Annotated in this window: 19 protein-coding genes; 11 read left to right on the top strand and 8 right to left on the bottom strand. The window is 62.9% G+C overall.

All coding sequences use genetic code 11. From position 1 onward, the window contains the following. Positions 1–71: 71 nt before the first annotated feature. Positions 72–2,432, bottom strand: coding sequence for a DNA polymerase II (locus APH25_RS04535; RefSeq protein WP_060481203.1), 2,361 nt, complete (start codon positions 2,430–2,432; stop codon positions 72–74). Between the two features lie 74 nt (positions 2,433–2,506). Continuing rightward, positions 2,507–3,427: a LysR substrate-binding domain-containing protein gene (locus APH25_RS04530; protein WP_028634471.1), complete on the bottom strand. Its 921-nt coding sequence runs from the start codon at positions 3,425–3,427 to the stop codon at positions 2,507–2,509. A gap of 159 nt (positions 3,428–3,586) precedes the next feature. Between APH25_RS04530 and APH25_RS04525 the strand changes: the two genes are divergently transcribed. The 7 genes from APH25_RS04525 to APH25_RS04495 all read left to right on the top strand — a co-directional run bounded on the left by APH25_RS04525 (position 3,587) and on the right by APH25_RS04495 (position 8,174). After that, the gene (locus APH25_RS04525; RefSeq protein WP_060481202.1) at positions 3,587–4,375 is read left to right on the top strand and encodes a YqcI/YcgG family protein; all 789 of its coding nucleotides are present in this window, start codon (positions 3,587–3,589) and stop codon (positions 4,373–4,375) included. Positions 4,376–4,377: 2 nt separating this feature from the next. Then, positions 4,378–5,004 (top strand): LysE family translocator, encoded by a 627-nt coding sequence (locus APH25_RS04520; RefSeq protein WP_060481201.1) that lies wholly within the window; start codon positions 4,378–4,380, stop codon positions 5,002–5,004. A 256-nt stretch (positions 5,005–5,260) separates the two neighbouring features. Further along, complete coding sequence (locus APH25_RS04515) at positions 5,261–5,956, top strand: hypothetical protein (RefSeq protein WP_060481200.1); 696 nt, start codon at positions 5,261–5,263, stop codon at positions 5,954–5,956. Positions 5,957–6,040: 84 nt separating this feature from the next. Continuing rightward, complete coding sequence (locus APH25_RS04510; protein WP_060481258.1) at positions 6,041–6,733, top strand: AzlC family ABC transporter permease; 693 nt, start codon at positions 6,041–6,043, stop codon at positions 6,731–6,733. Further along, entirely contained in the window at positions 6,730–7,044 is a 315-nt protein-coding gene (locus APH25_RS04505) for an AzlD domain-containing protein (RefSeq protein WP_060481199.1), read from the top strand. The genes APH25_RS04510 and APH25_RS04505 overlap by 4 nt, the downstream gene beginning before the upstream one ends. After that, positions 7,041–7,874 carry an AraC family transcriptional regulator gene (locus APH25_RS04500; RefSeq protein WP_060481198.1) on the top strand — a complete coding sequence of 278 codons (834 nt, stop codon included), beginning with the start codon at positions 7,041–7,043 and terminating at the stop codon, positions 7,872–7,874. Before APH25_RS04505 ends, APH25_RS04500 begins: the two co-directional genes overlap by 4 nt. Positions 7,875–7,946: 72 nt before the next feature. After that, positions 7,947–8,174: a hypothetical protein gene (locus APH25_RS04495; RefSeq protein ID WP_028634478.1), complete on the top strand. Its 228-nt coding sequence runs from the start codon at positions 7,947–7,949 to the stop codon at positions 8,172–8,174. Positions 8,175–8,210: 36 nt separating this feature from the next. On the opposite strand, the gene APH25_RS04490 is transcribed toward APH25_RS04495, so the two are convergent. The 5 genes from APH25_RS04490 to APH25_RS04470 form a co-directional block, all read right to left on the bottom strand. Next, positions 8,211–8,693, bottom strand: a complete 483-nt coding sequence (locus APH25_RS04490; protein WP_060481197.1) for a copper chaperone PCu(A)C — start codon at positions 8,691–8,693, stop codon at positions 8,211–8,213. Then, a complete protein-coding gene (locus APH25_RS04485) occupies positions 8,694–9,302 on the bottom strand; it encodes an SCO family protein (protein ID WP_028634480.1) in 609 nt (202 codons plus the stop codon). It lies immediately after the preceding gene. A 215-nt stretch (positions 9,303–9,517) separates the two neighbouring features. Next, positions 9,518–10,102: a Fe-S biogenesis protein NfuA gene (gene nfuA / locus APH25_RS04480; protein WP_028634481.1), complete on the bottom strand. Its 585-nt coding sequence runs from the start codon at positions 10,100–10,102 to the stop codon at positions 9,518–9,520. Positions 10,103–10,160: 58 nt separating this feature from the next. Next, a complete protein-coding gene (locus tag APH25_RS04475; protein WP_060481196.1) occupies positions 10,161–11,195 on the bottom strand; it encodes an acyltransferase in 1,035 nt (344 codons plus the stop codon). 106 nt (positions 11,196–11,301) lie between these two features. Then, positions 11,302–13,602: a fatty acid cis/trans isomerase gene (locus tag APH25_RS04470; RefSeq protein ID WP_060481257.1), complete on the bottom strand. Its 2,301-nt coding sequence runs from the start codon at positions 13,600–13,602 to the stop codon at positions 11,302–11,304. A gap of 172 nt (positions 13,603–13,774) precedes the next feature. Between APH25_RS04470 and metH the strand changes: the two genes are divergently transcribed. Both metH and APH25_RS04460 read left to right on the top strand, forming a co-directional pair. Continuing rightward, positions 13,775–17,482, top strand: a complete 3,708-nt coding sequence (metH, locus tag APH25_RS04465) for a methionine synthase (RefSeq protein ID WP_060481195.1) — start codon at positions 13,775–13,777, stop codon at positions 17,480–17,482. Positions 17,483–17,540: 58 nt separating this feature from the next. Continuing rightward, positions 17,541–17,756: a DUF2970 domain-containing protein gene (locus tag APH25_RS04460; RefSeq protein ID WP_060481194.1), complete on the top strand. Its 216-nt coding sequence runs from the start codon at positions 17,541–17,543 to the stop codon at positions 17,754–17,756. Positions 17,757–17,956: 200 nt separating this feature from the next. Here APH25_RS04460 and APH25_RS04455 read toward each other — a convergent pair whose 3' ends face one another. Further along, a complete protein-coding gene (locus APH25_RS04455; RefSeq protein ID WP_060481193.1) occupies positions 17,957–19,033 on the bottom strand; it encodes an ABC transporter substrate-binding protein in 1,077 nt (358 codons plus the stop codon). 213 nt (positions 19,034–19,246) lie between these two features. Here APH25_RS04455 and APH25_RS04450 point away from each other — a divergent pair, with 213 nt between their 5' ends. Together APH25_RS04450 and APH25_RS04445 are read left to right on the top strand one after the other, a co-directional pair. Continuing rightward, complete coding sequence (locus APH25_RS04450) at positions 19,247–20,899, top strand: nitrite/sulfite reductase (RefSeq protein ID WP_028634487.1); 1,653 nt, start codon at positions 19,247–19,249, stop codon at positions 20,897–20,899. Then, positions 20,883–21,377 (top strand): DUF934 domain-containing protein, encoded by a 495-nt coding sequence (locus APH25_RS04445; RefSeq protein WP_028634488.1) that lies wholly within the window; start codon positions 20,883–20,885, stop codon positions 21,375–21,377. The genes APH25_RS04450 and APH25_RS04445 overlap by 17 nt, the downstream gene beginning before the upstream one ends. Positions 21,378–21,395: the final 18 nt, after the last annotated feature.

Here is a 21,395-nt window from a genome sequence, read left to right as displayed (position 1 = left end):
GTGCCAGGGTATGCAAAGGTCGCCCCATTGAAGTGGCGACCTACTACCACCCGCACGGGTCAAGCGCCGCCCTAGAACAACAGCATCTGGTGATCAACCAACGCCGCGAAGCTGTCGCCTACAAAAGGCAGAATCGCGTCAGCGACCGGTTGCAACTGACGCGTCAGGTAATGCTCGTAGTCGATCGGTGCCCTGCGGTTTTCCAGCGGCTCGGGCCCGGACGTTGTCATCACATAGCTGATCCAGCCACCGCGCTGATACTGCAGGCCACGGCCAAGCTGGCGATTGTAGTCATCGGCAAGGCGTGCGGCACGGACATGGGGCGGCACGTTGCGCTGGTACTCCGCCAGCGGCCGACGCAAGCGCTTGCGGTAGACCAGCAGTTCGTCCTGCTCCCCGGCGAGGGTGCGCGCCACATACCCGCGCACGTAATCACGGTAGGGCTCGCCCCGGAAGATGCGGCCATACAACTGCTGCTGGAACGCCCTGGCCAGCGGCGACCAGTCGGTGCGCACCGACTCGAGCCCTTTGTAGACCATGTCTTCGGTGCCATCGGCACGCTGGACCAGCCCGGCATAGCGTTTCTTGCTGCCTTCATCGGTGCCGCGGATGGTCGGCATCAGAAAACGCCGGTAATGGGTTTCGAACTGCAGTTCCAGGGCGCTCTCGATGCCCAGTGTCTGCTGCAGGTGCCCTTGCCACCACTGGTTGACCTCGGCCACCAGGGCCTTGCCGATCTGCGCGGCAGCCGCCTCATCGTGGGCCGTTTTCAGCCACACGAACGTGGAGTCGGTGTCGCCGTAGATCACATCAAACCCTCGCGCTTCGATCAACGCGCGGGTTTGTCGCATGATCTGGTGGCCACGCAGGGTAATCGAGGATGCCAACCGCGCGTCGAAGAAGCGGCAGCCACTGGAGCCCAACACGCCGTAAAAGGCGTTCATGATGATTTTCAGGGCTTGTGACAACGGCGCATTGCCGACCTGCTTGGCCTGCTCCCTGCCCTGCCACACGCGCTCGACGATGGCCGGCAGGCAATGCCGGGTTCGCGAGAAACGCGCCCCCCTGAAGCCCTCCACCGCGTGCTGGTCATCGGGCTGGCCCAGGCCCTCGACCAGCCCGACCGGGTCGATCAGGAACGTGCGAATGATCGAGGGGTACAGGCTCTTGTAGTCCAGCACCAGCACCGAATGATACAACCCTGGCCGCGAATCCATGACAAAGCCGCCCGGGCTGGCTTCTTCCGGCCGGCTGCCCAGGTTGGGCGCGACAAACCCAAGGCGGTGCATGTGGGGCATGTACAAGTGACAGAACGCGGCCACCGATCCCCCGCTGCGATCGGCTGCAAGCCCGGTCACCGAGGCGCGCTCCAGTAGAAATTCCAGCAATCGGGTATGGGCAAAGATGCGTGTGACCAGTTCGCAGTCCTTGAGGTTGTAGCGCGCCAGGGCCGGCTTGTCCTCGGCGAACATACGGTTGATTTCATCCATGCGCTGGTAGGGCGTGCTGATCGCCTTGCCATCGCCCAGCAGGGTCTGGGCAACGTTCTCCAGGCTGAACGACGGGAAGCTCCAGGTGGCCGACCGCAGCGCCTCGATCCCGTCGATCAGCAGGCGCCCCGGCACCTCGGCAAACACGTGCCCGCCCTTGGCGTGGGCGCGCAGTGTCATGGGTGCACCGCCCCGGCCCAGCGCCAGGGGCACCTGCAGGCGCCCGGCGTGCTCGTGCAGCAGGCGCAGGTCGAACTGCACGACGTTCCAGCCGATGATCGCGTCCGGGTCGTGGCGCGCCACCCACTGGTTCAGGCAATGCAGCAAGGCGGCCCTGTCGGTGCAGTAGTGCAGGTCGAAATCTACCTGCGCCGCATCGCCGTTGGCCGGGCCAAGCATGTACACCTGGCGCTGGCCGCAACCTTCCAGGGCGATGCTGTACAACTCGCCGCGCTCGGTGGTTTCGATATCCAGCGACACCAGCCGTAGCGGCGGCCGGTACGCGGCGACCGGCTTGAGCTGGGCTTCGCACACCACGCCCTGGGCATCGACCTGGCCTGCGAACTGCACAGGGGCGGTGATGAAGCGCTCCATCAAGTAGCGTTCCGGTGGCCGTATGTCGGCCTCGAACACGTCGATACCCGCCGTGCGCAGGCGCTGCTCAAGCTGCAGCAACTGCCGATATTGCCGGCAATACAACCCCAGCACCGGGCGCTGGTCGAAGGCCTTGAGCCCAAGCGGGCGCAGCTCCACGCCTGGCTCGTCGGCCAGCAGCACCTGGGCATGGGCCTGTTGCGCCTGGGGGATGAACGCCACCGACACCTGAGGCGCCAGGCGCAGCAATCGCGGCCCGTGGTCGGTGGCCAGCCAGAACTCCACGCAGGTACCTTCAGGCGTGTCGTACCAGTGCCGGGTCAGCACGAAGCCCTGCTGCAACTCCACCCCATTGCCCTCTGAATCACTTGTTGAAGGCCAATTGTACCCGTGCGGCCAACAGCCTACACCTCGAAGCGGGTTCAGCCGTACAGGTAGTTGATGTCCTTCAGGGCCAACGGCGGCACCTGCCCCAGCAGAAAGTCACGCAGCTTGTGCATCTGCCGGGCCTTGGGGCTGGCTTTGAGCCAAGTCATGTAGTAACCGTCACCGGTGGCCACGGCGTGCTTGAAAGGCGTCACCAGGCGACCTGCGGCGAGGTCTGCGCTGGCCAGTACCAGGTCGACCACCGAGATACCCAACCCCTGCTGAGCGGCGGAAATACCCTGGTCCAGCGTGTCGAACACCTGCCCCTGGTCGATGCTGATGTCCAGCGCATCCATGCGCGCCAGCCAGCGCCGCCAGTCCCTGCGGTCGGGGGACGGGTGCAGGAACTCACAGTGGTTCAGGTCCGCCAGTGCGGGCTGCACCTGCGCCATGTAGTCGGGGTGGCACACCGGGATCAGCCATTCATCGAACAGCCGGAAACTCTCGATATCGGCCGGGAAACGGCCGCTGGCCAGCAAGATCGCGCAGTCGTAAGGCTCGGAGTAGAAGTCCACGGTGTCGATGTCCATCCACACGCTGGACAACTGCACGCTGCAGGTGTCTTCGTGCTTCTTGAAGCCGTCGAGCGCCCGCAGCAGCCAGCGCACGGTCAATGTGGAGGGGGCCTTCAGGCGCAGCCCGTAGCGGTCCTGGCGCAGCAATGCACAGGCGTTCTCGATGATCTTGAACCCGACTTTGAGCTCCTGGGCCAGCAGACGCCCGTGCTCGGTGAGGCTCAGCTTGGGGCCGCGTCGCTCGAACAGGTCGCAGCCGAACATGGCTTCCAGCGTCTTGATGTGATGGCTGACGGCGCCCTGGGTCAGGGCCAGCTCTTCCGCGGCGCGGGTGAAAGAACCATATCGAGAGGCCACCTCGAAGGCACGCAGGGCGTGCAAGGCCTGAATCCGTTCCGACATGTGTAGGTCCCAAGCATGAGCGAGACTAATAGTAGGTCATAGTTCCACGCGTTTTACAACGCGGAGCGGGTTTCGGAAAATGCAGTTAATTTATAAATATAACCAAGATCCTGCCTGCAAAAGTGTGGAACGTTCATCTAATTTACATCTGGGGAAATCATGTTTACGGGATATGGACACTGCTATCGCCTGGATGCGCTGGAGCTGACCGCCGAACATGGAAGCAACAAGCAACACTGGACTCACTCAACCTTGGAGCACTTTCGCAACATCCTCGCCAACCCCGACTTCCCCTGCCTGTTCGGCCGCAAGGCAGTCAACGGCCAAACCTGCCATGTTCTATTCGCCCGCGCCGAGCAACTGGCTGATGACGTCGCCCAGGGGCTTGCGGACTACGTGCGCCATGTCGGCCCCATCAAACCAAAGCAGCGCATCGGCAGCCCACTGGTGGTGTTTCTCGAAACGGCCACCGACAGCACCCTGGCCCAACAGCAGGCGCTGGCCTGGAAGGTACTGCGTGGCGTGCATGCGCGAGACCCTCACCCCTGGCCACAAGGGGTACCGACCGACCCCGATGACACGAACTGGTCATTCTGCTACGCCGGCATGCCGCTGTTCATCAACATGAACTTCCCCGGCCACCAGGCCATGAAAAGCCGCAACCTGGGCCCGCACATCACCCTGGTCATCAACCCCCGGGAGAACTTCGACGAAGTCGCCAATGCCGGCACTGAGAGTGGCAAGCGCATCCGTGAGCGGATCCGCGAGCGCGTGCACCACTACAACGACGGCGTGATGCCCGACACACTCGGCTTTTTCGGCGATGCCGACAACTACGAATGGAAGCAATACCAGTTGCAGGAAGCGGGCTCACTGAACCCGCCACGTTGCCCTTTTCATGCCCACGCCGCCACCCAGGCAGTACCTGACATCCTTACCGAGAACTGAACGTGAATACCGCCCTGACCGCCACCTACGCCCTCACCGTGCTGCTGCTGATCGCCACCCCTGGGCCAGTGGTGGCATTGATCGTCAATACTGCCGCCGCCTCCGGCTCGCGCAAGGCCATCTTCACGGCCCTAGGGACCAACTGGGCGTCACTGGTGCTGATTGGTGCGGCTGCCTGGATCATCCTCACCAGTGCCGCCATTGACAAGGCCTGGCTCAGCACCATGAGCCTGCTGGGCTGCCTGTTCATCGGGTACATCGCAGTGGGCACGCTCAAGGAGGCCCTCCAGGCGCCAGCAACGGACACCGCGAACGACGCCATGAAACCTGGCCGTGGCGGCCTGTGGCAGGGCTTCATGGTGGGCATTTCCAACCCCAAGGACATCATTTTTTTCATCGCCTTCTTTCCGCAGTTCATCCAGATCACCGAGTCGTTCGGCAAGAGCATGGTGGTGCTGTCGTTGCTGTGGGTCATCATCGACTTCGCGGTGCTCAGCCTGTACATCTTCGCCATCGGCAAGATTGCCTCTGAGCGCAGCAACCGCTTCATCAGCCTGGCTTCGGGTGTGGCGCTGCTGCTGATCGCCATCGGTGGCCTGCTGTACAACGTCAGGGAACTGGCTGCCTGACGGCAGCGCCGGAGCATCCATGACACCCTCCAAAGCCCCCTGTTCATTGACCGCCTGCATCGCACGGGTCTAGGCAATAATGCCCTGGCCACAACGAGCGGCGGCACGGCTTGCCTGACAATCGTCGGTTGGCCTTTCGGCAAGCCCCATTCGGTGGCTAGAATACAAAGTCGTTCCGATTTGCCAGAGGCGCACGCTTGACTGCCATGATTACCGAAGCCGTCCATCACCGCCTGGCAACCTGCGGGGCAAGCCTATGAGGCCGCTGCACCGCTTACCGGTGCTGCTGGCTGCCCTTGCGCCTGTGCTTGCCCAGGCGCTGGAGGTGCACATCGACCCCCACGCCGACCTGCTGTATCGCCAGGCCTTGCCGCTGCTTGAACAGGCGGACAACCAAGACGACAGCCCGGGCAGTTTGCGCACGGCACTGGGTAACGACGCCGAGCTCAGCCGCCAGGGCCAGGCCATGGCCCACACCCTGCCCACCGCTGTGGCATTGCTGAAAAAGTCGGTGGAGCTTGGCCACCCGGTGGCGCAGTACCGCCTGGCGCTGTACTACATGACCTACCTGCCCTCCGCGCAAATTTCCGATGCTGCCTGCCCGTTGCTCGAAGCCAGCCTGAGCCAGGGCTTTGCCGCACCGGCGCCCGCCATTGCCACCTGGTGCCCCCCCTACAATGCCAGTGCCGATTACCGCGCGGCACTGGAAGCCATCCCCAGCATGGCCACCCTGTATGCGGCCTATTACCCGCAACCTGCCACGCGCCTTGCCTGTAACCGCAATCAGCCCCAGGGGCTGTCCATGCTGTGGGGCCGCCAGCGTGACTATCAGGCTGAGGTGTACCGGCTGCTCAGCGACCTCGACCCACAGCACCGCGCGACGCTGCTGCAAAAGGCGGTGGATACCAACGGCTGTGTCACTGCCCAGCAGCACTTGACCAGCCGCCCCTAGGGCAGGCGGACAGCAAGAACGTTCAAGCCAGCCCCTGCCCCGTCTGGCATGCTGGCCTGCCTTACAGCCTATGCGCCAGCCCTCATGCCCCAGCTCGCCCGCCACGCCTTCCTGCACGGCGCCCTCGCCATTGTGCCGCTGTCCCTGGCAGTTGCCCCCTGGGGGCTACTGGCCGGCTCCATGGCCATCGAAGCCAACCTCACCGCGCTGCAAGGTCAAGGGCTGTCGGCCATTGTCTTCGCCGGCGCCGCGCAACTGGTGGCGATCGGCATGCTCAAAGGCGGTGCCAACCTGGCCTCGATCCTGCTCACCACCTTGCTGCTGACCTCGCAGCACCTGCTGTACGGCCTGTCGATGCGCCCGGTGCTGTCGCCACTGCCACTGCGCTGGCGTCTGGGCCTGGGCTTTCTGCTGACCGACGAGTTTTTCGCCCTGACCAGCCGCTACGACCAGCAGCAGTTCAACCGCTGGTATGCGCTGGGGGTTGGGCTGACCTTCTATGTTGCCTGGAACCTGTTCACCCTGGTCGGCATCATCGTGGGGCAGAACATTCCACACCTCGACCAGTTGGGCCTGGACTTTTCCATCGTCGCCACCTTCGTCGCCCTGATCACGCCACTGGTGCGCAACCTGCCCACGCTGGTGTGTGTGGCGGTGTCGCTGTTCACCTCGGTGCTGTTTACCCATTGGCACTGGGAAACCGCGCTGGTTGCCGCTGGCCTGCTGGGCATGGGTGCAGGCTTCGTGTGCCAGAAGCTGGCAGGGGGCCGTTCATGATCTGGCTGCTGATCGCCGGGATGGGCACCCTGGTGTTCCTGAACCGCTATGCGTTTCTGGAACCGCGCCTGCCCCTGCGCCTGGGCTCCAACGCCCGACAGTTTCTGGGCTTCGCCGTCCCCGGCATGCTGACGGCCATCTGTGGCCCGATCATCTTCATGCCCGACCACCAGCTTGACCTGAGCCTATTGAACCCTTACCTGCTCGGCTCACTGGTGGCCATCGCCCTGGTGATGTTGACCCGCCGCGTGTTGCTGAGCATGCTGGTGAGCATGTTGATCTTCTTTCTTCTGCGCAGTTGGCTGGCATGAGCACGCCCCTGCGTGAGCAGACTCACCTGTGGCAGGCGCCAGCGCTGGGCGACGTAGAGATGCTGCACGCCCGCTACGTTCAACAGCGCTTTGCCCCGCATGTGCATGAAGGGTATGTGTTCACGGTGATCGAGTCCGGCGCGCAACGTTTCTGGCACCGTGGCAGCGAGCACCTGGCGCCTGTGGGCAGCATGGTGCTGATCAACCCTGACGAGCTGCATACCGGGGCCAAGGCCCATGAGGCTGGCTGGCAATACCGCGGCTTTTACCCGGAACACCAACGCGTAACCGGCGTGCTCGAAGAACTGGAGCTGAGCCGGCAAGGCATGCCGCGCTTCAGGGACAGCGTGATTGTCGACCCGGCCCTGGCAGCGGCCTTCAGCCAACTGCACCGGTTGTCCGAAAGCAGTGCCAGCGCGTTGCAGCAGCAGACGGCCTGGCGCCAGGCGGTGCTGGCACTGGTGCAGCGCCACGGGCAAGGCGCCGAGCCATCCGCCCCTGGCCAGGAGCCGCTGGCGGTAGCCCGTGCGCGGGAAATGCTGGAAACGCACCTGGCCGAACCGCCCTCGCTGGAAGCGCTGGCCGCTGCAGTCAATTTGTCGCCTTTTCACTTTGCCCGGGTGTTCCGCCAAGCCACAGGCCTGCCACCCCACGCGTGGTTGAAGCAGCGACGCCTGGCGCGGGCCAGGGAAATGCTCAGGCGCGGCCTGGCCGCATCGGACGTGGCCTTCACCCTGGGCTTTGCTGACCAGAGCCACCTGAACCGGCAGTTCAAGCAGGCCTACGGGGTTACGCCGGGGGCCTATCGCAGCGCCTGTCGCTACGCCTGAACTGCGTCAAGGCGCCCCAGGCGGTTCTACCACCCGCTGCTACACTCAAGTGGCTGAATGGAGGATGCGGCCATGTCCGAAAAAGAGATCACCACCCTTCTGTCACTGATGAACCAGCGCCAGGCCTGCCTGAGCAGTGCTTTCAAGGAAATTGCCGACTGGATTGACCGCCAGGGCGATGTGCCTGCGGCTGGGAAGATTCGCGCAAGCCTCAGGGCGCTGGAGGCTGACGAGGCGCGGGTACGCAAGACGCTGACGTCGCTGACCCTGGACAGGCCGCTGCCCAGGTTCCGCAGTTGAGCCGACAGGGCCGCCGCGCGGCCCCGGCTCAACCGGTCAGTGGCTCATGTGCATGTGGTCGTGCCCACTGCCGGCCTCGGCGGTGAGCGGGCGTACCTCTGCCTGTACCTCTACGGTTTCCTTCACGCCCTTGGCGGTTTCCACGGTGAGGGTCAGCGGCACTTTCTCGCCTTCCTTTACCTGACCATTCAAGCCCATCAACATCACATGCAGCCCATTGGGGTCCAGGGTCACGGCTTTACCAGCAGGCAACTCGACCGCATTGACCTCGCGCATGCCCATGACGTCGCCATTCATGGTCATCTCGTGAACCTGCACGGTCTTGGCCACTGGCGAGGCCACGCTCACCAGCTTGCTGTCAGCATCGGCCGTGAGCGTCATGAACGCACCGGTGGACTGCTGGTGCGGCACGCTGGCGCGTACCCACGCATCGCTCACGCTGGTCTGGGCCAGTGCCGGCAAGCCCAGGCTCATGAGAAAAAGGGCCGCCAGGCCATGCTTGACTGGTTGCATCGACATTCAGCAGATCTCCATCAGGGTAACCAGGTCCTCGGCACATTCCTTGGCGTTCAGGGAATGGCCCAGGCTCAGGCGCAGGGTGCCACGCGTGTCGTAGACGTAGCTGGTGGACGAATGGGAAATGGTATAGGTGTCGCCGGCCGGGACTTTCTCGTAGAACACCTTGAACTCCCGAGCCACGGCGTCGATCTCTTCAGGTGTACCGGTCAGCGCCGTGAAGGTGGGGTCGAATGCCTTGACGTAGGCATCGAGCACTTCGGGCGTGTCGCGCTCAGGGTCCAGGGTAATGAACACCACTTGGAACAGGTCGCGGTCACGCCCCCGCAGCAACTTGCGAATTTGTGCGGCACGCGCCAGCGTGGTGGGGCAAATGGCCGGGCACTGGGTGAAGCCGAAGAAGATCATCGGCATGCTGCCATAGAAGCTCGACAGGGTGCGCACGTTGCCTTGAGGGTCCTTGAGGCTGAACTTGCGCCCCAGGATCTCGTTGCTCATGTTCTTGCCGTACTTGAAATCGAGCCCCCGGGCCGGGCTGCAGCCCGCCAGCAAACCGAGCCCGAGAACACCCATGCCGGCGACAACCGCGCGCCGGGTCAGAAGATCAGTCATGAAACCATCCTTTACAGGGAAGGTGCCGGCCCTCGGGGCGGGCCAGCCAAAAACCGGGGCATTCTGGCATGCCACCTGGGGGTGTTCTACCCAGGCCAGGCAGGAACGGTGCGCAGCCCTTTGAATACGGGCTGCGGCCTGTTGTCGCAGGGATTGAAACCGTAACACTTTGTTGCTAAGCGCACGTGTCAGGCCAACCTATGGCGCTGACAACGTCAGTAGTAGGCGTTCTCTTTCTGGCTGTGGTCGGTCACGTCGCGCACGCCTTTGAGCTCGGGTACGCGTTCCAGCAACGTACGCTCGATGCCGTCCTTCAAGGTCACATCGGCTTGGCCACAGCCCTGGCAGCCGCCGCCGAACTGCAGTACGGCGATACCGTCGTCCACCACATCCACCAGGCTGACCTGGCCGCCGTGGCTGGCAAGACCGGGGTTGATCTCGGTCTGCAGGTAATAGTTGATGCGCTCGTTGATCGGGCTGTCTTCGTTCACCATCGGCACCTTGGCGTTAGGCGCCTTGATGGTCAGCTGGCCACCCATGCGGTCGGTGGCGTAGTCCACCAACGCATCTTCCAGAAACGGCACGCTTACCGCATCCAGGTACGCCGTGAAGCTTTTCAGGCCCACGGCAGTATCATCAGGCTTTTCTTCGCCCGGCTTGCAGTAGGCAATGCACGTCTCTGCGTACTGGGTGCCCGGCTGAGTGATGAAAACGCGGATGCCGATGCCAGGCGTATTCTGCTTGGAGAGCAGATCGGCCAGGTAGTCATGGGCGGCGTCGGTAATGGTTATAGCGCTCATGTAGGTTCCTCACAGACTTGCGGCCAAGTGTACGCCAAGCCGGCCCTCTAACAAAGTCCTAGTATTTGACTCGGGAAAGGGTGTAGGCCTGGCCCGCCTCCTGCGGTGCGGCCAACCACGCACGCATGCGCCGGTACAGGCCGCGTTCCAGCCATTGGTAACTGAACCACGACAGCAGCGCGATGGAAGGCACGCACAGGGCAAATACCAGGTAAGGGTTGAGCTGGAGGCGCTGGCTGGCGAACCACCCGGCATACAGCACCAGCACATGGATCAGGTACACGGAATACGAGCAGTCACCCAGTGCCTTGAGCACGCGATTGCCCGCAAACAGCGGCTCCAGCGCGATGAAGGCGAGCACGATGAGCGCGCTGGGTATGCCCCAGTGCAACAGGCGCTGGGACGCATCCAGGTGGTAGATGGCGAGTACTGCAGCCGCTAGCAGCACCAGAGGCAGCCAGCGGCCCTGGCGGATCAGGCCCCGGCGGTACATCACCCCCAGGCCGATGCCCAGCAGGAACTCATAGATGATGTCATTGTTGTAGAAGCGGCTCAGCACGCCCATCCGGCCCAGCACTTCGCTGACCAGCAGTAACACCGCAGTAACCAGCAACAGGTGGTGCCGCTGGCGCACGAAGAAGGCCAGGCCGAACAACAGGTAGAACAGCATCTCGAAGTTCAGCGTCCACCCCACGTTAAGTGTCGGGTACAAGCCATACCCGCCGGGGTTCTCTGCCGGTATGAACAGCATCGACAGCAGCAGGTGATGCCAGCTGAACTCCTGGTGCGGCATCCATTGGCTGAACGCCAGCAGCAGTGCGGCCATCAGCGCCGTGTAGAACCAGTAGGCGGGCACGATGCGCAGTATTCGGTTAAGCAGGAACTCGCGCGGCGCTACGGTTTTATCCCGGGTTGACAGATAGATGACCAAGCCGCTGATGACGAAGAAGATGTCCACGCCCACGGCGCCGCGGTCAGCCAGCAACTGGCCGACCGGCCCACTGGCCTTGAAATCGAAGAAGATCTGCATGAAATGGTGACATACCACCACCCAGGCGGCGAATGCCCGAAGTGCCTGAAGCGAATACAGCATGGAGTACCCTGCGATTACCGGTGCATTGAGGCATCGGCTGCAGCGTGGCGCCGATACCACCCACCGTTTGGGACCGCAGGGTGGCCAGAAAGGTCAGCGGCCCCGATCAGAGGTTCTCGTAGCGGTTCATGTCCAGCACCCCGGCTTCGACCGGTTCGGTTTCCTTGATGAAGCTGTTCAGGTCATGGAAGTAGAACCAGAACTGCGGGTGGCTACGGCGCACGCCCCAGCGCATGACGATGCGCTCGAACTTGGCCGGGTCATCCCTGGCGTCTTCCATATCTTCGACGAATTCCGCTACATCACTGCTGGGAATATTGAAGATGAAGTTGGGGTAGCTGCTGAGCACCCCGGGGTACAAGGTCAGGGTATCGAGGCCTGGCTCGTAGCGATAAGCCTCACCCAGCAGGAAAGCGACGTTGGTGTGCGCGCGGTTGCGCAACAAGCTGTACACCTGGCGCTGCCCGCCCTGCCCTTCGATGCGCAGCATGGTCGCCTCGGGCAACTGCTTGATTACCTTCAGCCCTGCCGCTGGCCGGGAGACTAGGCGGCTGAGGGACTGCTCCACATTACGGAACTCTTCGGTCATCTGCGGCCGTGAGCAGTACGCACCCTGGCAGCGGTTGATCGGGTCGGGTGCCACGTTGAGGCTGCCAGTGCGCTGCAGCAGCTTGAGGCCGAAGTCACGCTTGGGGTCGCGCGGGTCCAGCACGATGCCGCTCGGGGTATCCGTGTCGATGTCTTCATAGTCGAGCCACATCTTCACCTTGCCGCTGTTCTGGTACCAGTCGCTGAGGATGTCCTGACGCTGGCTGGCCGGCATCAGGCGCAGGAAGTTGACCTCGGCGCCATTGCGGATCAGGTCGAAGTACAGCCGCGTCTGCAGCTGGTGCGATAGGTTGCCGAACACATCGAAGTTCACCGCCAGCTGGTAGTACGTGCGTTCCAGCAACGGGTAATCGAACAGCCACACGGTGAGCGGCACATCGCCCACCAGGCCTTTGGTCACCGAGGCACTGTCGAAATGACGGAAAATGCTCAACAAGGCGTTGTCGTTGCCGGCCCACAGGGTGGCCCAGCCCGGCGCGGGCATCTGCGCGTAGGCTTCCCGGCGCAGTTTCTCGTAGTCGTTGCGCTTGTCACGGTAGGCGCGCCACAGGCTCAGCACGTTGCCTACATCGTCATTCTGCCCAGGCATGGCCAGCAGTGGCGTGGCCTCGCCCCGGTAGGTTGCATCGGTAACGTAACGGTCGAAGGCCGGCTCCTGGAACAGCGCCCAGAAGTTGTCACGGATCACGTCGGTGGCGATCTGGCCACGGCACACGGGGCCGCGGATGAACGTGCGCACGAAGTACTCAGCGTTATCGAGCATGAACTGGTAGCGCGCCACCGCCGGGATCGCCTCGAAGGTTTCGAACGGGTTGGCGCGGTGGCGCGGCCCGTAGCCAGGCAAGGCGGTGGCGTGCCAGTCACCTGCGTAGAAGAGCTGTTTCACCCGCTTGAGCTTCTGCGGCCCCATCGGGTAGGTGATGTGGGTCTTGTGCACGATCACGCCCTGCACTGGGATCAGGCGGTAATAGAAATCGGTGCCGGGCGGGTCATTGGGGCGGCGGGTGGCGATGATGTCCACCGGCTGGCCGCTCGGGGTGCGCGAGCGTACCCACTGGAAGAAGTGGCCCTGCTCACCCCCAACGAAGTAGATATGGGCAAGGAACAGGTGCTCGTACAGCCAGCGCCCCACCAGCGCCTCGGTAGACCCTGGGCGGTTGAGCAGCTCTTCCCATTGCGCAATCTGGCTGGCTTCGGCAGCACTGGGCTTGATGGCCTGGTACTCCACCGGCGCACCGGCGGCCAGCCAGCGGCGCATGGTGTCGTATTCCTTGTCGGTCAGCCCGGTAACGGCCAGCGGCATGCCTTCCTTGGGGTGGGCGCCGGCATAGGCGTCGAATTCCTGAGGCAGCGGGCACATGTTGTTGCGGTTCAGCCCCAGTACGATCTCGTCCGGCACCTTGGCGTTGGGGGTGAGCGGGGTCTTGTGGCCGAGTTCGAGCATGCGCGCCATCAGCGCGGCCTGGCTGCCCTGGTTGTCGAGCACCGAGTAGAAACCTTTCTTGCGCCATTCTGCTTCGCTATGCGCGTCGTAGAACAAGCGCGTGGTCGGTACCGCCTCGGCCCGCTCCCCCTGGTACACAGGCACCTTGGTGGCGCCGCGCACAGCGCCCTCGGCACTTTCCAGTTTGAGCTGGCAGGCCGCGTCGTTGCAGGCATGGCAGGCCACGCACTTCTCGGTGAAGATCGGCTGGATGTCCCGGGTGTAGGAAATAGCCGGGCTGGATTGGGGCGCTTGCCCGAACACCGCGCTGCTGATCAGCAGGGCGAAGATACCGGCAAGAATACGATGCAGCATGTGCGCAGAGTCCTGGTTCTTGAAAGCCATCACGAGTGTTGCCTGGTAAAGCGGTGGTGCATGCCGGCCGGCAACATGAGCAGTTTTCATGCAAATGGGCGATACGCCTAAAATCCGCGCAGCTTTGTTATGATTCGCCACCTTCTGATATTCGCCCGACCAGGTAGTTCATATGTCCGACCGCAGCGCTCGTCTCCAAGCACTCCACCAAGCACTTAAAGAGCGCATCCTGATTCTCGACGGCGGCATGGGCACTATGATTCAAAGCTACCGCCTGGAGGAAGACGACTATCGTGGCACACGCTTCGCCGACTGGCCAAGCGACGTCAAAGGCAACAACGACCTGCTGCTGCTCAGCCGGCCGGACGTGATTGCCGCCATCGAAAAAGCCTACCTGGATGCCGGCGCGGACATCCTCGAAACCAACACCTTCAACGCCACCCAGATTTCCCAGGCCGATTATGGCATGGAAGCGCTGGTCTACGAACTGAACGTCGAAGGCGCCCGCATCGCGCGCCAGGTGGCCGACGCCAAAACCCTGGAAACCCCCGACAAGCCGCGCTTCGTGGCCGGGGTGCTGGGCCCCACCAGCCGCACCTGCTCCATTTCCCCCGACGTCAATGACCCGGGCTACCGGAACGTCACCTTCGACGCGCTGGTAGAGAACTACGTCGAAGCGACCCGCGGCCTGATCGAGGGCGGCGCCGACCTGCTGCTGATCGAAACCATTTTCGACACGCTGAACGCCAAGGCGGCGATTTTCGCCGTGCAGCAGGTGTTCGAAGACGATGGCGTCGAACTGCCCATCATGATCTCGGGCACCATCACCGATGCCTCTGGCCGTACCCTGTCCGGGCAGACCACCGAGGCGTTCTGGAACTCGGTACGCCACGCCAAGCCAATTTCGGTAGGCCTGAACTGCGCACTCGGCGCCAAGGACCTTCGCCCCTACCTGGAAGAGCTGTCGAGCAAGGCCGACACCCATGTCTCGGCGCACCCCAACGCCGGCCTGCCCAATGCGTTCGGGGAGTACGATGAAACCCCGGCCGAGATGGCTGCCGTGGTCGAGGAGTTTGCCGCCAGTGGCTTCCTGAACATCATCGGCGGCTGCTGTGGCACCACGCCAGGCCATATCGAGGCCATTGCGCAAGCGGTAGCCAAGTACCCGCCGCGGGTGATCCCGGACATCCCCAAAGCCTGCAGGCTGTCGGGGCTGGAGCCGTTCACCATTGACCGCCAGTCGCTGTTCGTCAACGTGGGTGAACGCACCAACATTACCGGTTCCGCCAAGTTCGCCAGGCTGATCCGCGAAGAGAACTACACCGAGGCGCTGGAAGTGGCACTGCAGCAGGTGGAAGCCGGCGCCCAGGTGATCGACATCAACATGGACGAAGGGATGCTCGACTCCCAGGCCGCCATGGTGCGCTTCCTCAACCTGATCGCCGGTGAGCCGGACATTTCCCGTGTGCCGATCATGATCGACTCCTCCAAGTGGGAGGTGATCGAAGCGGGCCTCAAGTGCATTCAGGGCAAGGGCATCGTCAACTCCATCTCGATGAAGGAAGGCGTGGAACAGTTCAAGCATCACGCCCGCCTGTGCAAGCGCTATGGCGCGGCGGTGGTGGTGATGGCCTTCGATGAAGTGGGCCAGGCCGATACCGCTGCGCGCAAGCAGGAAATCTGCAAGCGCAGCTACGACATCCTGGTAAACGAAGTGGGCTTCCCGCCTGAAGACATCATCTTCGACCCGAACATCTTCGCGGTGGCCACGGGTATCGAGGAGCACAACAACTACGCGGTCGACTTCATCGAAGCGTGTGCCTACATCCGTGACCACCTGCCCCATGCCCTCAGCTCGGGCGGTGTGTCCAACGTGTCGTTCTCGTTCCGTGGCAACAACCCGGTGCGCGAGGCGATCCACTCGGTGTTCCTCTTCCACGCGATCCAGAACGGCCTGACCATGGGTATCGTCAACGCCGGCCAGCTGGAGATCTACGACGAGATCCCGCCGCAGTTGCGCGAAAAGGTCGAGGACGTGGTACTCAACCGCACACCCCATGGCACCGATGCGTTGCTGGCGATTGCGGACGACTACAAAGGCGGCGGCGCCACCAAGGAAGTGGAGAACGAAGAGTGGCGTTCGCTGCCGGTTGAAAAACGCCTTGAGCACGCGCTGGTCAAGGGCATCACTGCGTTCATCGTCGAAGACACCGAAGCCTGCCGCCAGCAATGCGCACGCCCGATCGAAGTGATCGAAGGCCCGCTGATGAACGGCATGAACGTGGTCGGCGACCTGTTCGGTGCCGGCAAGATGTTCCTGCCACAGGTGGTGAAATCGGCCCGGGTGATGAAGCAGGCCGTGGCGCACCTGATCCCCTTCATCGAAGCGGAAAAGGGCGACAAGCCTGAAGCCAAGGGCAAGATCCTGATGGCCACGGTAAAGGGTGACGTGCACGATATCGGCAAGAACATCGTCGGGGTGGTACTGGGCTGCAATGGCTATGACATCGTCGACCTTGGGGTGATGGTGCCTGCCGAGAAGATTCTGCAGACCGCGCGGGAGCAGAAGTGCGACATCATCGGCCTGTCTGGCCTGATCACCCCGTCGCTGGACGAGATGGTGCACGTGGCCCGTGAAATGCAACGCCAGGGCTTCGAGCTGCCGCTGATGATCGGCGGCGCAACGACCTCCAAGGCGCACACGGCGGTGAAGATCGAGCCCAAATACAGCAACGATGCCGTCATCTACGTAACCGATGCCTCGCGTGCGGTGGGCGTGGCGACCCAACTGCTGTCCAAGGAGCTGAAAGCAGGGTTCGTGGAACGCACCCGCCAGGACTATCAGGAGGTGCGCGAGCGCACCGCCAACCGCAGCGCCCGCACCGAGCGCCTGAGCTACACCCGGGCCGTTGCCGCCAAGCCTCAGTATGACTGGGCGGGCTACCAGCCTGCAGTGCCTTCGTTCACGGGCGTTAAGGTGTTGCAGGACATCGACCTGCGCACCCTGGCCGAGTACATCGACTGGACGCCGTTCTTCATTTCCTGGGACCTGGCAGGCAAGTTCCCACGCATTCTCACCGATGAGGTGGTGGGCGAAGCCGCCACCGCGCTGTACGACGATGCCCGGCAAATGCTCGACAAGCTGATCGACGAGAAACTCATCAGCGCCCGGGCCGTGTTCGGCTTCTGGCCGGCCAACCAGGTGGCCGACGATGACATCGAGGTGTATGGCGAAGATGGCCAGCCTCTGGCCACCCTGCACCACCTGCGCCAGCAAACCATCAAGCCCGACGGCAAACCGAACTGGTCACTGGCAGACTTCGTGGCGCCCAAGGCAAGCGGTGTGACCGACTATGTGGGCGGTTTCATCACCACGGCGGGCATTGGTGCAGAGGAAGTGGCCAAGGCCTACCAGGATAAAGGCGACGACTACAGCTCGATCATGGTCAAGGCGCTGGCCGACCGCCTGGCCGAGGCCTGTGCCGAGTGGTTGCATGAACAGGTACGCAAAGAGTACTGGGGCTATGCCTGCGACGAGCAACTGGACAACGAGGCGCTGATCAAGGAGCAGTACCGGGGTATTCGCCCGGCGCCAGGTTACCCGGCCTGCCCGGACCACACCGAGAAGCAGACGCTGTTCCGCCTGCTCGATGGCAGCGCCATCGGTGAAACCGGCCCGAGCGGCGTGTTCCTCACGGAGCACTTTGCGATGTTCCCGGCCGCCGCCGTGAGCGGCTGGTATTTTGCCCACCCGCAGGCCCAATACTTCGCGGTCGGCAAGGTCGACAAGGACCAGATAGAAAGCTACAGCGCCCGCAAAGGCCAGGACATGGCGGTAAGCGAGCGCTGGCTTGCGCCCAACCTGGGCTACGATATCTGATGTGGCAGCGGGCGATGCCCGCTCCTACGCCCCCCCGGTGAGGCAACCAGGAGCCACCATGGACGATGATCGCCAAGGCAAACCCCCAACCCTGTGGCAAATGTTGCAGAGCATTCTTGCTGCCGCGTTCGGCGTGCAAAGTGGCAAGAACCGCGCGCGAGATTTCACCCACGGCAAGGCCAGCCACTTCATTGTGCTGGGTGTGCTGTTCACCCTGGCCTTCGTGGCGGTTTTGATCGGGCTGGTGCAGTTGGCCCTGCACCTGGCACGCTAGCTTACTGGTGGCTGACCCAGTACACCGCGGTGACGACCACCAGCAGGATCAGGCAGAGGATTGCCCAGGCATCCACGCTGCTATCGGGTTTGCGCGCCTTGGTTGAGTTGGCCATTGCATCGCCTCTTGTAGTGGTTATGGGAATGCACTTCACCACCAGCAGTTAAGACCAGCAATGCCCTTCCCTCAAGCAGGGGCTTTCAGTACTCGACCGGTGACGTGAGAAACGGATAGCGATAGCTGGCCGGGTGACCCACTGCGCTATAGGCTTTGAAATCCACACCGTAATCGGCAAGCTCCAGGCGCTTGAGCCAACGCCTGGCCTTCGCCTGGTCAATGCTTTGCAGCACGGGCAGGCTATAATCGCCACCACCGTCGCGGGCAAACGCCAACCCCCTGGCATCATCGTGCAGCATCACCATGGCCCACCCTCCGAGGGTGAAGTGCCCACCCATCAGCACGCTCAAACGCCCGTCAATGCGCGCACGCAAGGCCTCGGACGAACTGTTCACCGCACTGAACACCACGTCACGCCCAGGCTTGCGCCCAGCCTCTTCGAACGCTTGCATGGCCCCAAAAGCCATTTCGTCGTTTGCCGACCACACCAGGCGGGTGTCGGGGTAACGCTGCAGCAGCAGCTGCGCCTGTTCATAGGCACGCTCGCGGCTCCAGCCGCCATACACCACCTGGCGCAGGCGCACCTGCGGAAAATCCGCCAATGCCCGGCGCATGCCGTCTTCACGCCGTTGCGAGGCGGGGGTGGTCTTTACGCCGGAAAAGGCAAGCAGGTCCAACGTGCCTTCACCCTTGGGCAGTTGCGCCACCATCTCGTGGAGCATCTGGAAACCCGCCTGCTCATCGTTGGTGGTCAGCGTACCCAGTGGCATGGCGTACTTGTCGGGTTGGGCAGCTACCCGGCGCGCCTGGCCAGCCGTAAGGCCATTGTTGACCAGCAGCAGCTTGACCCCGGTACCCTGCGAAAGGCGCATGATTTCCGGGGCGACGTACTGCTCGTTGACCAGCACCAGGTAGTCGGGCCGCTGCGGCCCAGCCAGGGCCGCGCGGGCCTGTTTCATCACCACATCGGCGCGGCGCTCGCTGTACTCGACACGCAGGTCCATGCCCAGCTCGTCCGCGGCTGCCTGCATGAAGCGGGTATAACTGGTCCAGAAGGTTTCGTTCGACAACCCAGGGTTGAGGAAAACCACCGAAGCCGCTTGCGCCCCCGCCGTCAGCGGCAGGGCGAGGCACAGGCTTTGGCACAGGGCCTTGAACATGGGCTGACATCTCTGCAAAGCAAACCGCGGATTATAACGCCCCAAGGCTATCGACGGCACAAATGGCAGTCAGTCTCACATAGTCCATTTGGTTCTTTTCATATGCTAAAACATCACTTTAGCGCATAACCGCAACCTGCTATCGTTCCCCGGCTCCGTACCGGAGTGCGCGGCCGTGCGCGCGAATAGCTGCATGCCTGAGACAGGACTTTTATGTACGTATACGACGAGTACGATCAGCGGATCATCGAGGACCGCGTCAAGCAGTTCCGTGATCAGACCCGCCGCTACCTGGCCGGTGAGCTGAGCGAAGAAGAATTCCGCCCTCTGCGCCTGCAGAACGGCCTCTACATCCAACGATTCGCGCCGATGCTGCGTGTCGCCGTGCCGTACGGCCAGCTGAACGCCCGGCAGGTTCGCACCCTGGCCAAGATCGCCCGCGACTACGACAAGGGCTATGCGCACATTTCCACCCGCCAGAACGTGCAGTACAACTGGCCGGCGCTGGAAGACATCCCCGACATCCTCGCCGAGCTGGCCACCGTGCAGATGCACGCCATCCAGACCAGCGGCAACTGCCTGCGCAACACCACCACCGACCAGTTTGCCGGCGTGGCCGCAGACGAGGTCATCGACCCGCGCCCATGGTGCGAAATCGTGCGTCAGTGGACCACCTTCCACCCCGAGTTCGCCTTCCTGCCGCGCAAGTTCAAAATCGCCATCAACGGCTCGCAACAAGACCGCGCCGCCATCGAAGTGCATGACATTGGCCTTGAGCCGGTGCGCAACGAAGCCGGCGAGCTGGGCTTCCGGGTACTGGTGGGCGGTGGGCTTGGCCGTACCCCTGTGGTGGGCTCGTTCATCAACGAGTTCCTGCCCTGGCAGGACCTGATCAGCTACCTGGACGCGATCCTGCGCGTGTACAACCGTTACGGCCGCCGTGACAACAAGTACAAGGCGCGGATCAAGATCCTGGTCAAGGCACTTACCCCGGAAGTGTTCGCCCAGAAGGTCGAGGCCGAAATGGCCCACCTGCGCGGCGGCAGCAGCACCCTGACCGAAGCGGAAGTGCAGCGCGTGTCGCGCCACTTCGTCGACCCTGATTACCTGGCGCTGGAAAACGTCGACTACGCCGCGCTGGATGCCGATTTCCCTGGCTTCGCCCGCTGGCGTGCGCGCAATACCCGCGCCCACAAGCGCCCGGGTTATGTGGCGGTAACGCTCTCGCTCAAGCCGACCGGCGTGGCGCCAGGCGACCTCACCGACAAGCAGCTCGATGCCGTGGCCGACCTGGCCGAGCGCTACAGCTTTGGCTTCCTGCGCACGTCCCACGAGCAGAACATCATCCTCGCCGACGTCGAGCAGCGCCAGTTGCACGCGCTGTGGCAGGAGCTGCGCGAAGGGGGCTTCGCCACCCCGAACATCGGCCTGCTGACCGACATCATCTGCTGCCCGGGCGGCGACTACTGCTCGCTGGCCAATGCCAAGTCGATCCCGATTGCCGAATCCATCCAGCGCCGCTTCGATGACCTGGACTACCTGTTCGACATCGGCGAACTCGACCTGAACATCTCTGGCTGCATGAACGCCTGCGGCCACCACCACGTCGGCCACATCGGCATCCTTGGCGTGGACAAGAAGGGCGAGGAGTTCTACCAGGTTTCGCTGGGCGGCAATGCTGCACGCGGCGCCAGCCTGGGCAAGATCCTTGGCCCATCGTTCGCACAGGATGACATGGCCGACGTGATCGAGAAGCTGATTGCCGTGTATGTCGAGCAACGCACCGAAGACGAGCGTTTCATCGACACGTACCAGCGCATCGGCATCGACCCCTTCAAGGAACGCGTGTATGCAGCGAATCATTAAGAACAACCAGATCGTCGACGAAACCTGGCACCTGCTGCCCAAGGAAACGTCGTTCGACGAGCTGACCAACTGCGACGACTACATCGTACCCCTGCAGATGTGGCGCGACCACGCCCATGCCCTCAAGGCCCGTGACGGTGGCCTGGGTGTGTGGCTGGACAGCGATGAGGAAGCCGAAGAAATCGGCGAAGACGTGCAGCACTTCCAGGTGATTGCGTTGAACTTCCCGGCATTCACCGATGGGCGCAGTTATTCCAATGCTCGCCTGCTGCGTGACCGCTTCGGCTTCAAGGGTGAACTGCGTGCCATCGGCGACGTACTGCGCGACCAGCTGTTCTTCATGGCCCGTTGCGGTTTCGACGCCTTTGCCATCCGCGCCGACAAGAACCCGGAAGAAGCCCTGCAAAGCCTCAAGGATTTTTCGGTGACGTACCAAGGCGCCACCGACGAGCCACTGCCCTTGTTCCGTCGTCGCTGACCATTCGCTTTGCGACCA

Origin of the sequence: Pseudomonas sp. NBRC 111119 (assembly GCF_001320125.1) — a bacterium.
GTDB lineage: Bacteria > Pseudomonadota > Gammaproteobacteria > Pseudomonadales > Pseudomonadaceae > Aquipseudomonas > Aquipseudomonas parafulva.
The sequence above is the reverse complement of the archived record's forward strand: the minus strand, read 5'-3'. Positions and strand labels throughout refer to the sequence as shown.

What these genes read in the sequence shown, in the direction of transcription:
- APH25_RS04530 (WP_028634471.1), bottom strand. Translation starts at nt 3,427, where the DNA reads ATGTCGGAACGGATTCAGGCCTTGCACGCCCTGCGTGCCTTCGAGGTG.
- APH25_RS04525 (WP_060481202.1), top strand. Translation starts at nt 3,587, where the DNA reads ATGTTTACGGGATATGGACACTGCTATCGCCTGGATGCGCTGGAGCTG.
- APH25_RS04515 (WP_060481200.1), top strand. Translation starts at nt 5,261, where the DNA reads ATGAGGCCGCTGCACCGCTTACCGGTGCTGCTGGCTGCCCTTGCGCCT.
- APH25_RS04510 (WP_060481258.1), top strand. Translation starts at nt 6,041, where the DNA reads ATGCCCCAGCTCGCCCGCCACGCCTTCCTGCACGGCGCCCTCGCCATT.
- APH25_RS04505 (WP_060481199.1), top strand. Translation starts at nt 6,730, where the DNA reads ATGATCTGGCTGCTGATCGCCGGGATGGGCACCCTGGTGTTCCTGAAC.
- APH25_RS04500 (WP_060481198.1), top strand. Translation starts at nt 7,041, where the DNA reads ATGAGCACGCCCCTGCGTGAGCAGACTCACCTGTGGCAGGCGCCAGCG.
- APH25_RS04495 (WP_028634478.1), top strand. Translation starts at nt 7,947, where the DNA reads ATGTCCGAAAAAGAGATCACCACCCTTCTGTCACTGATGAACCAGCGC.
- APH25_RS04490 (WP_060481197.1), bottom strand. Translation starts at nt 8,693, where the DNA reads ATGTCGATGCAACCAGTCAAGCATGGCCTGGCGGCCCTTTTTCTCATG.
- APH25_RS04485 (WP_028634480.1), bottom strand. Translation starts at nt 9,302, where the DNA reads ATGACTGATCTTCTGACCCGGCGCGCGGTTGTCGCCGGCATGGGTGTT.
- nfuA (WP_028634481.1), bottom strand. Translation starts at nt 10,102, where the DNA reads ATGAGCGCTATAACCATTACCGACGCCGCCCATGACTACCTGGCCGAT.
- APH25_RS04475 (WP_060481196.1), bottom strand. Translation starts at nt 11,195, where the DNA reads ATGCTGTATTCGCTTCAGGCACTTCGGGCATTCGCCGCCTGGGTGGTG.
- APH25_RS04470 (WP_060481257.1), bottom strand. Translation starts at nt 13,602, where the DNA reads ATGCTGCATCGTATTCTTGCCGGTATCTTCGCCCTGCTGATCAGCAGC.
- metH (WP_060481195.1), top strand. Translation starts at nt 13,775, where the DNA reads ATGTCCGACCGCAGCGCTCGTCTCCAAGCACTCCACCAAGCACTTAAA.
- APH25_RS04460 (WP_060481194.1), top strand. Translation starts at nt 17,541, where the DNA reads ATGGACGATGATCGCCAAGGCAAACCCCCAACCCTGTGGCAAATGTTG.
- APH25_RS04455 (WP_060481193.1), bottom strand. Translation starts at nt 19,033, where the DNA reads ATGTTCAAGGCCCTGTGCCAAAGCCTGTGCCTCGCCCTGCCGCTGACG.
- APH25_RS04450 (WP_028634487.1), top strand. Translation starts at nt 19,247, where the DNA reads ATGTACGTATACGACGAGTACGATCAGCGGATCATCGAGGACCGCGTC.
- APH25_RS04445 (WP_028634488.1), top strand. Translation starts at nt 20,883, where the DNA reads ATGCAGCGAATCATTAAGAACAACCAGATCGTCGACGAAACCTGGCAC.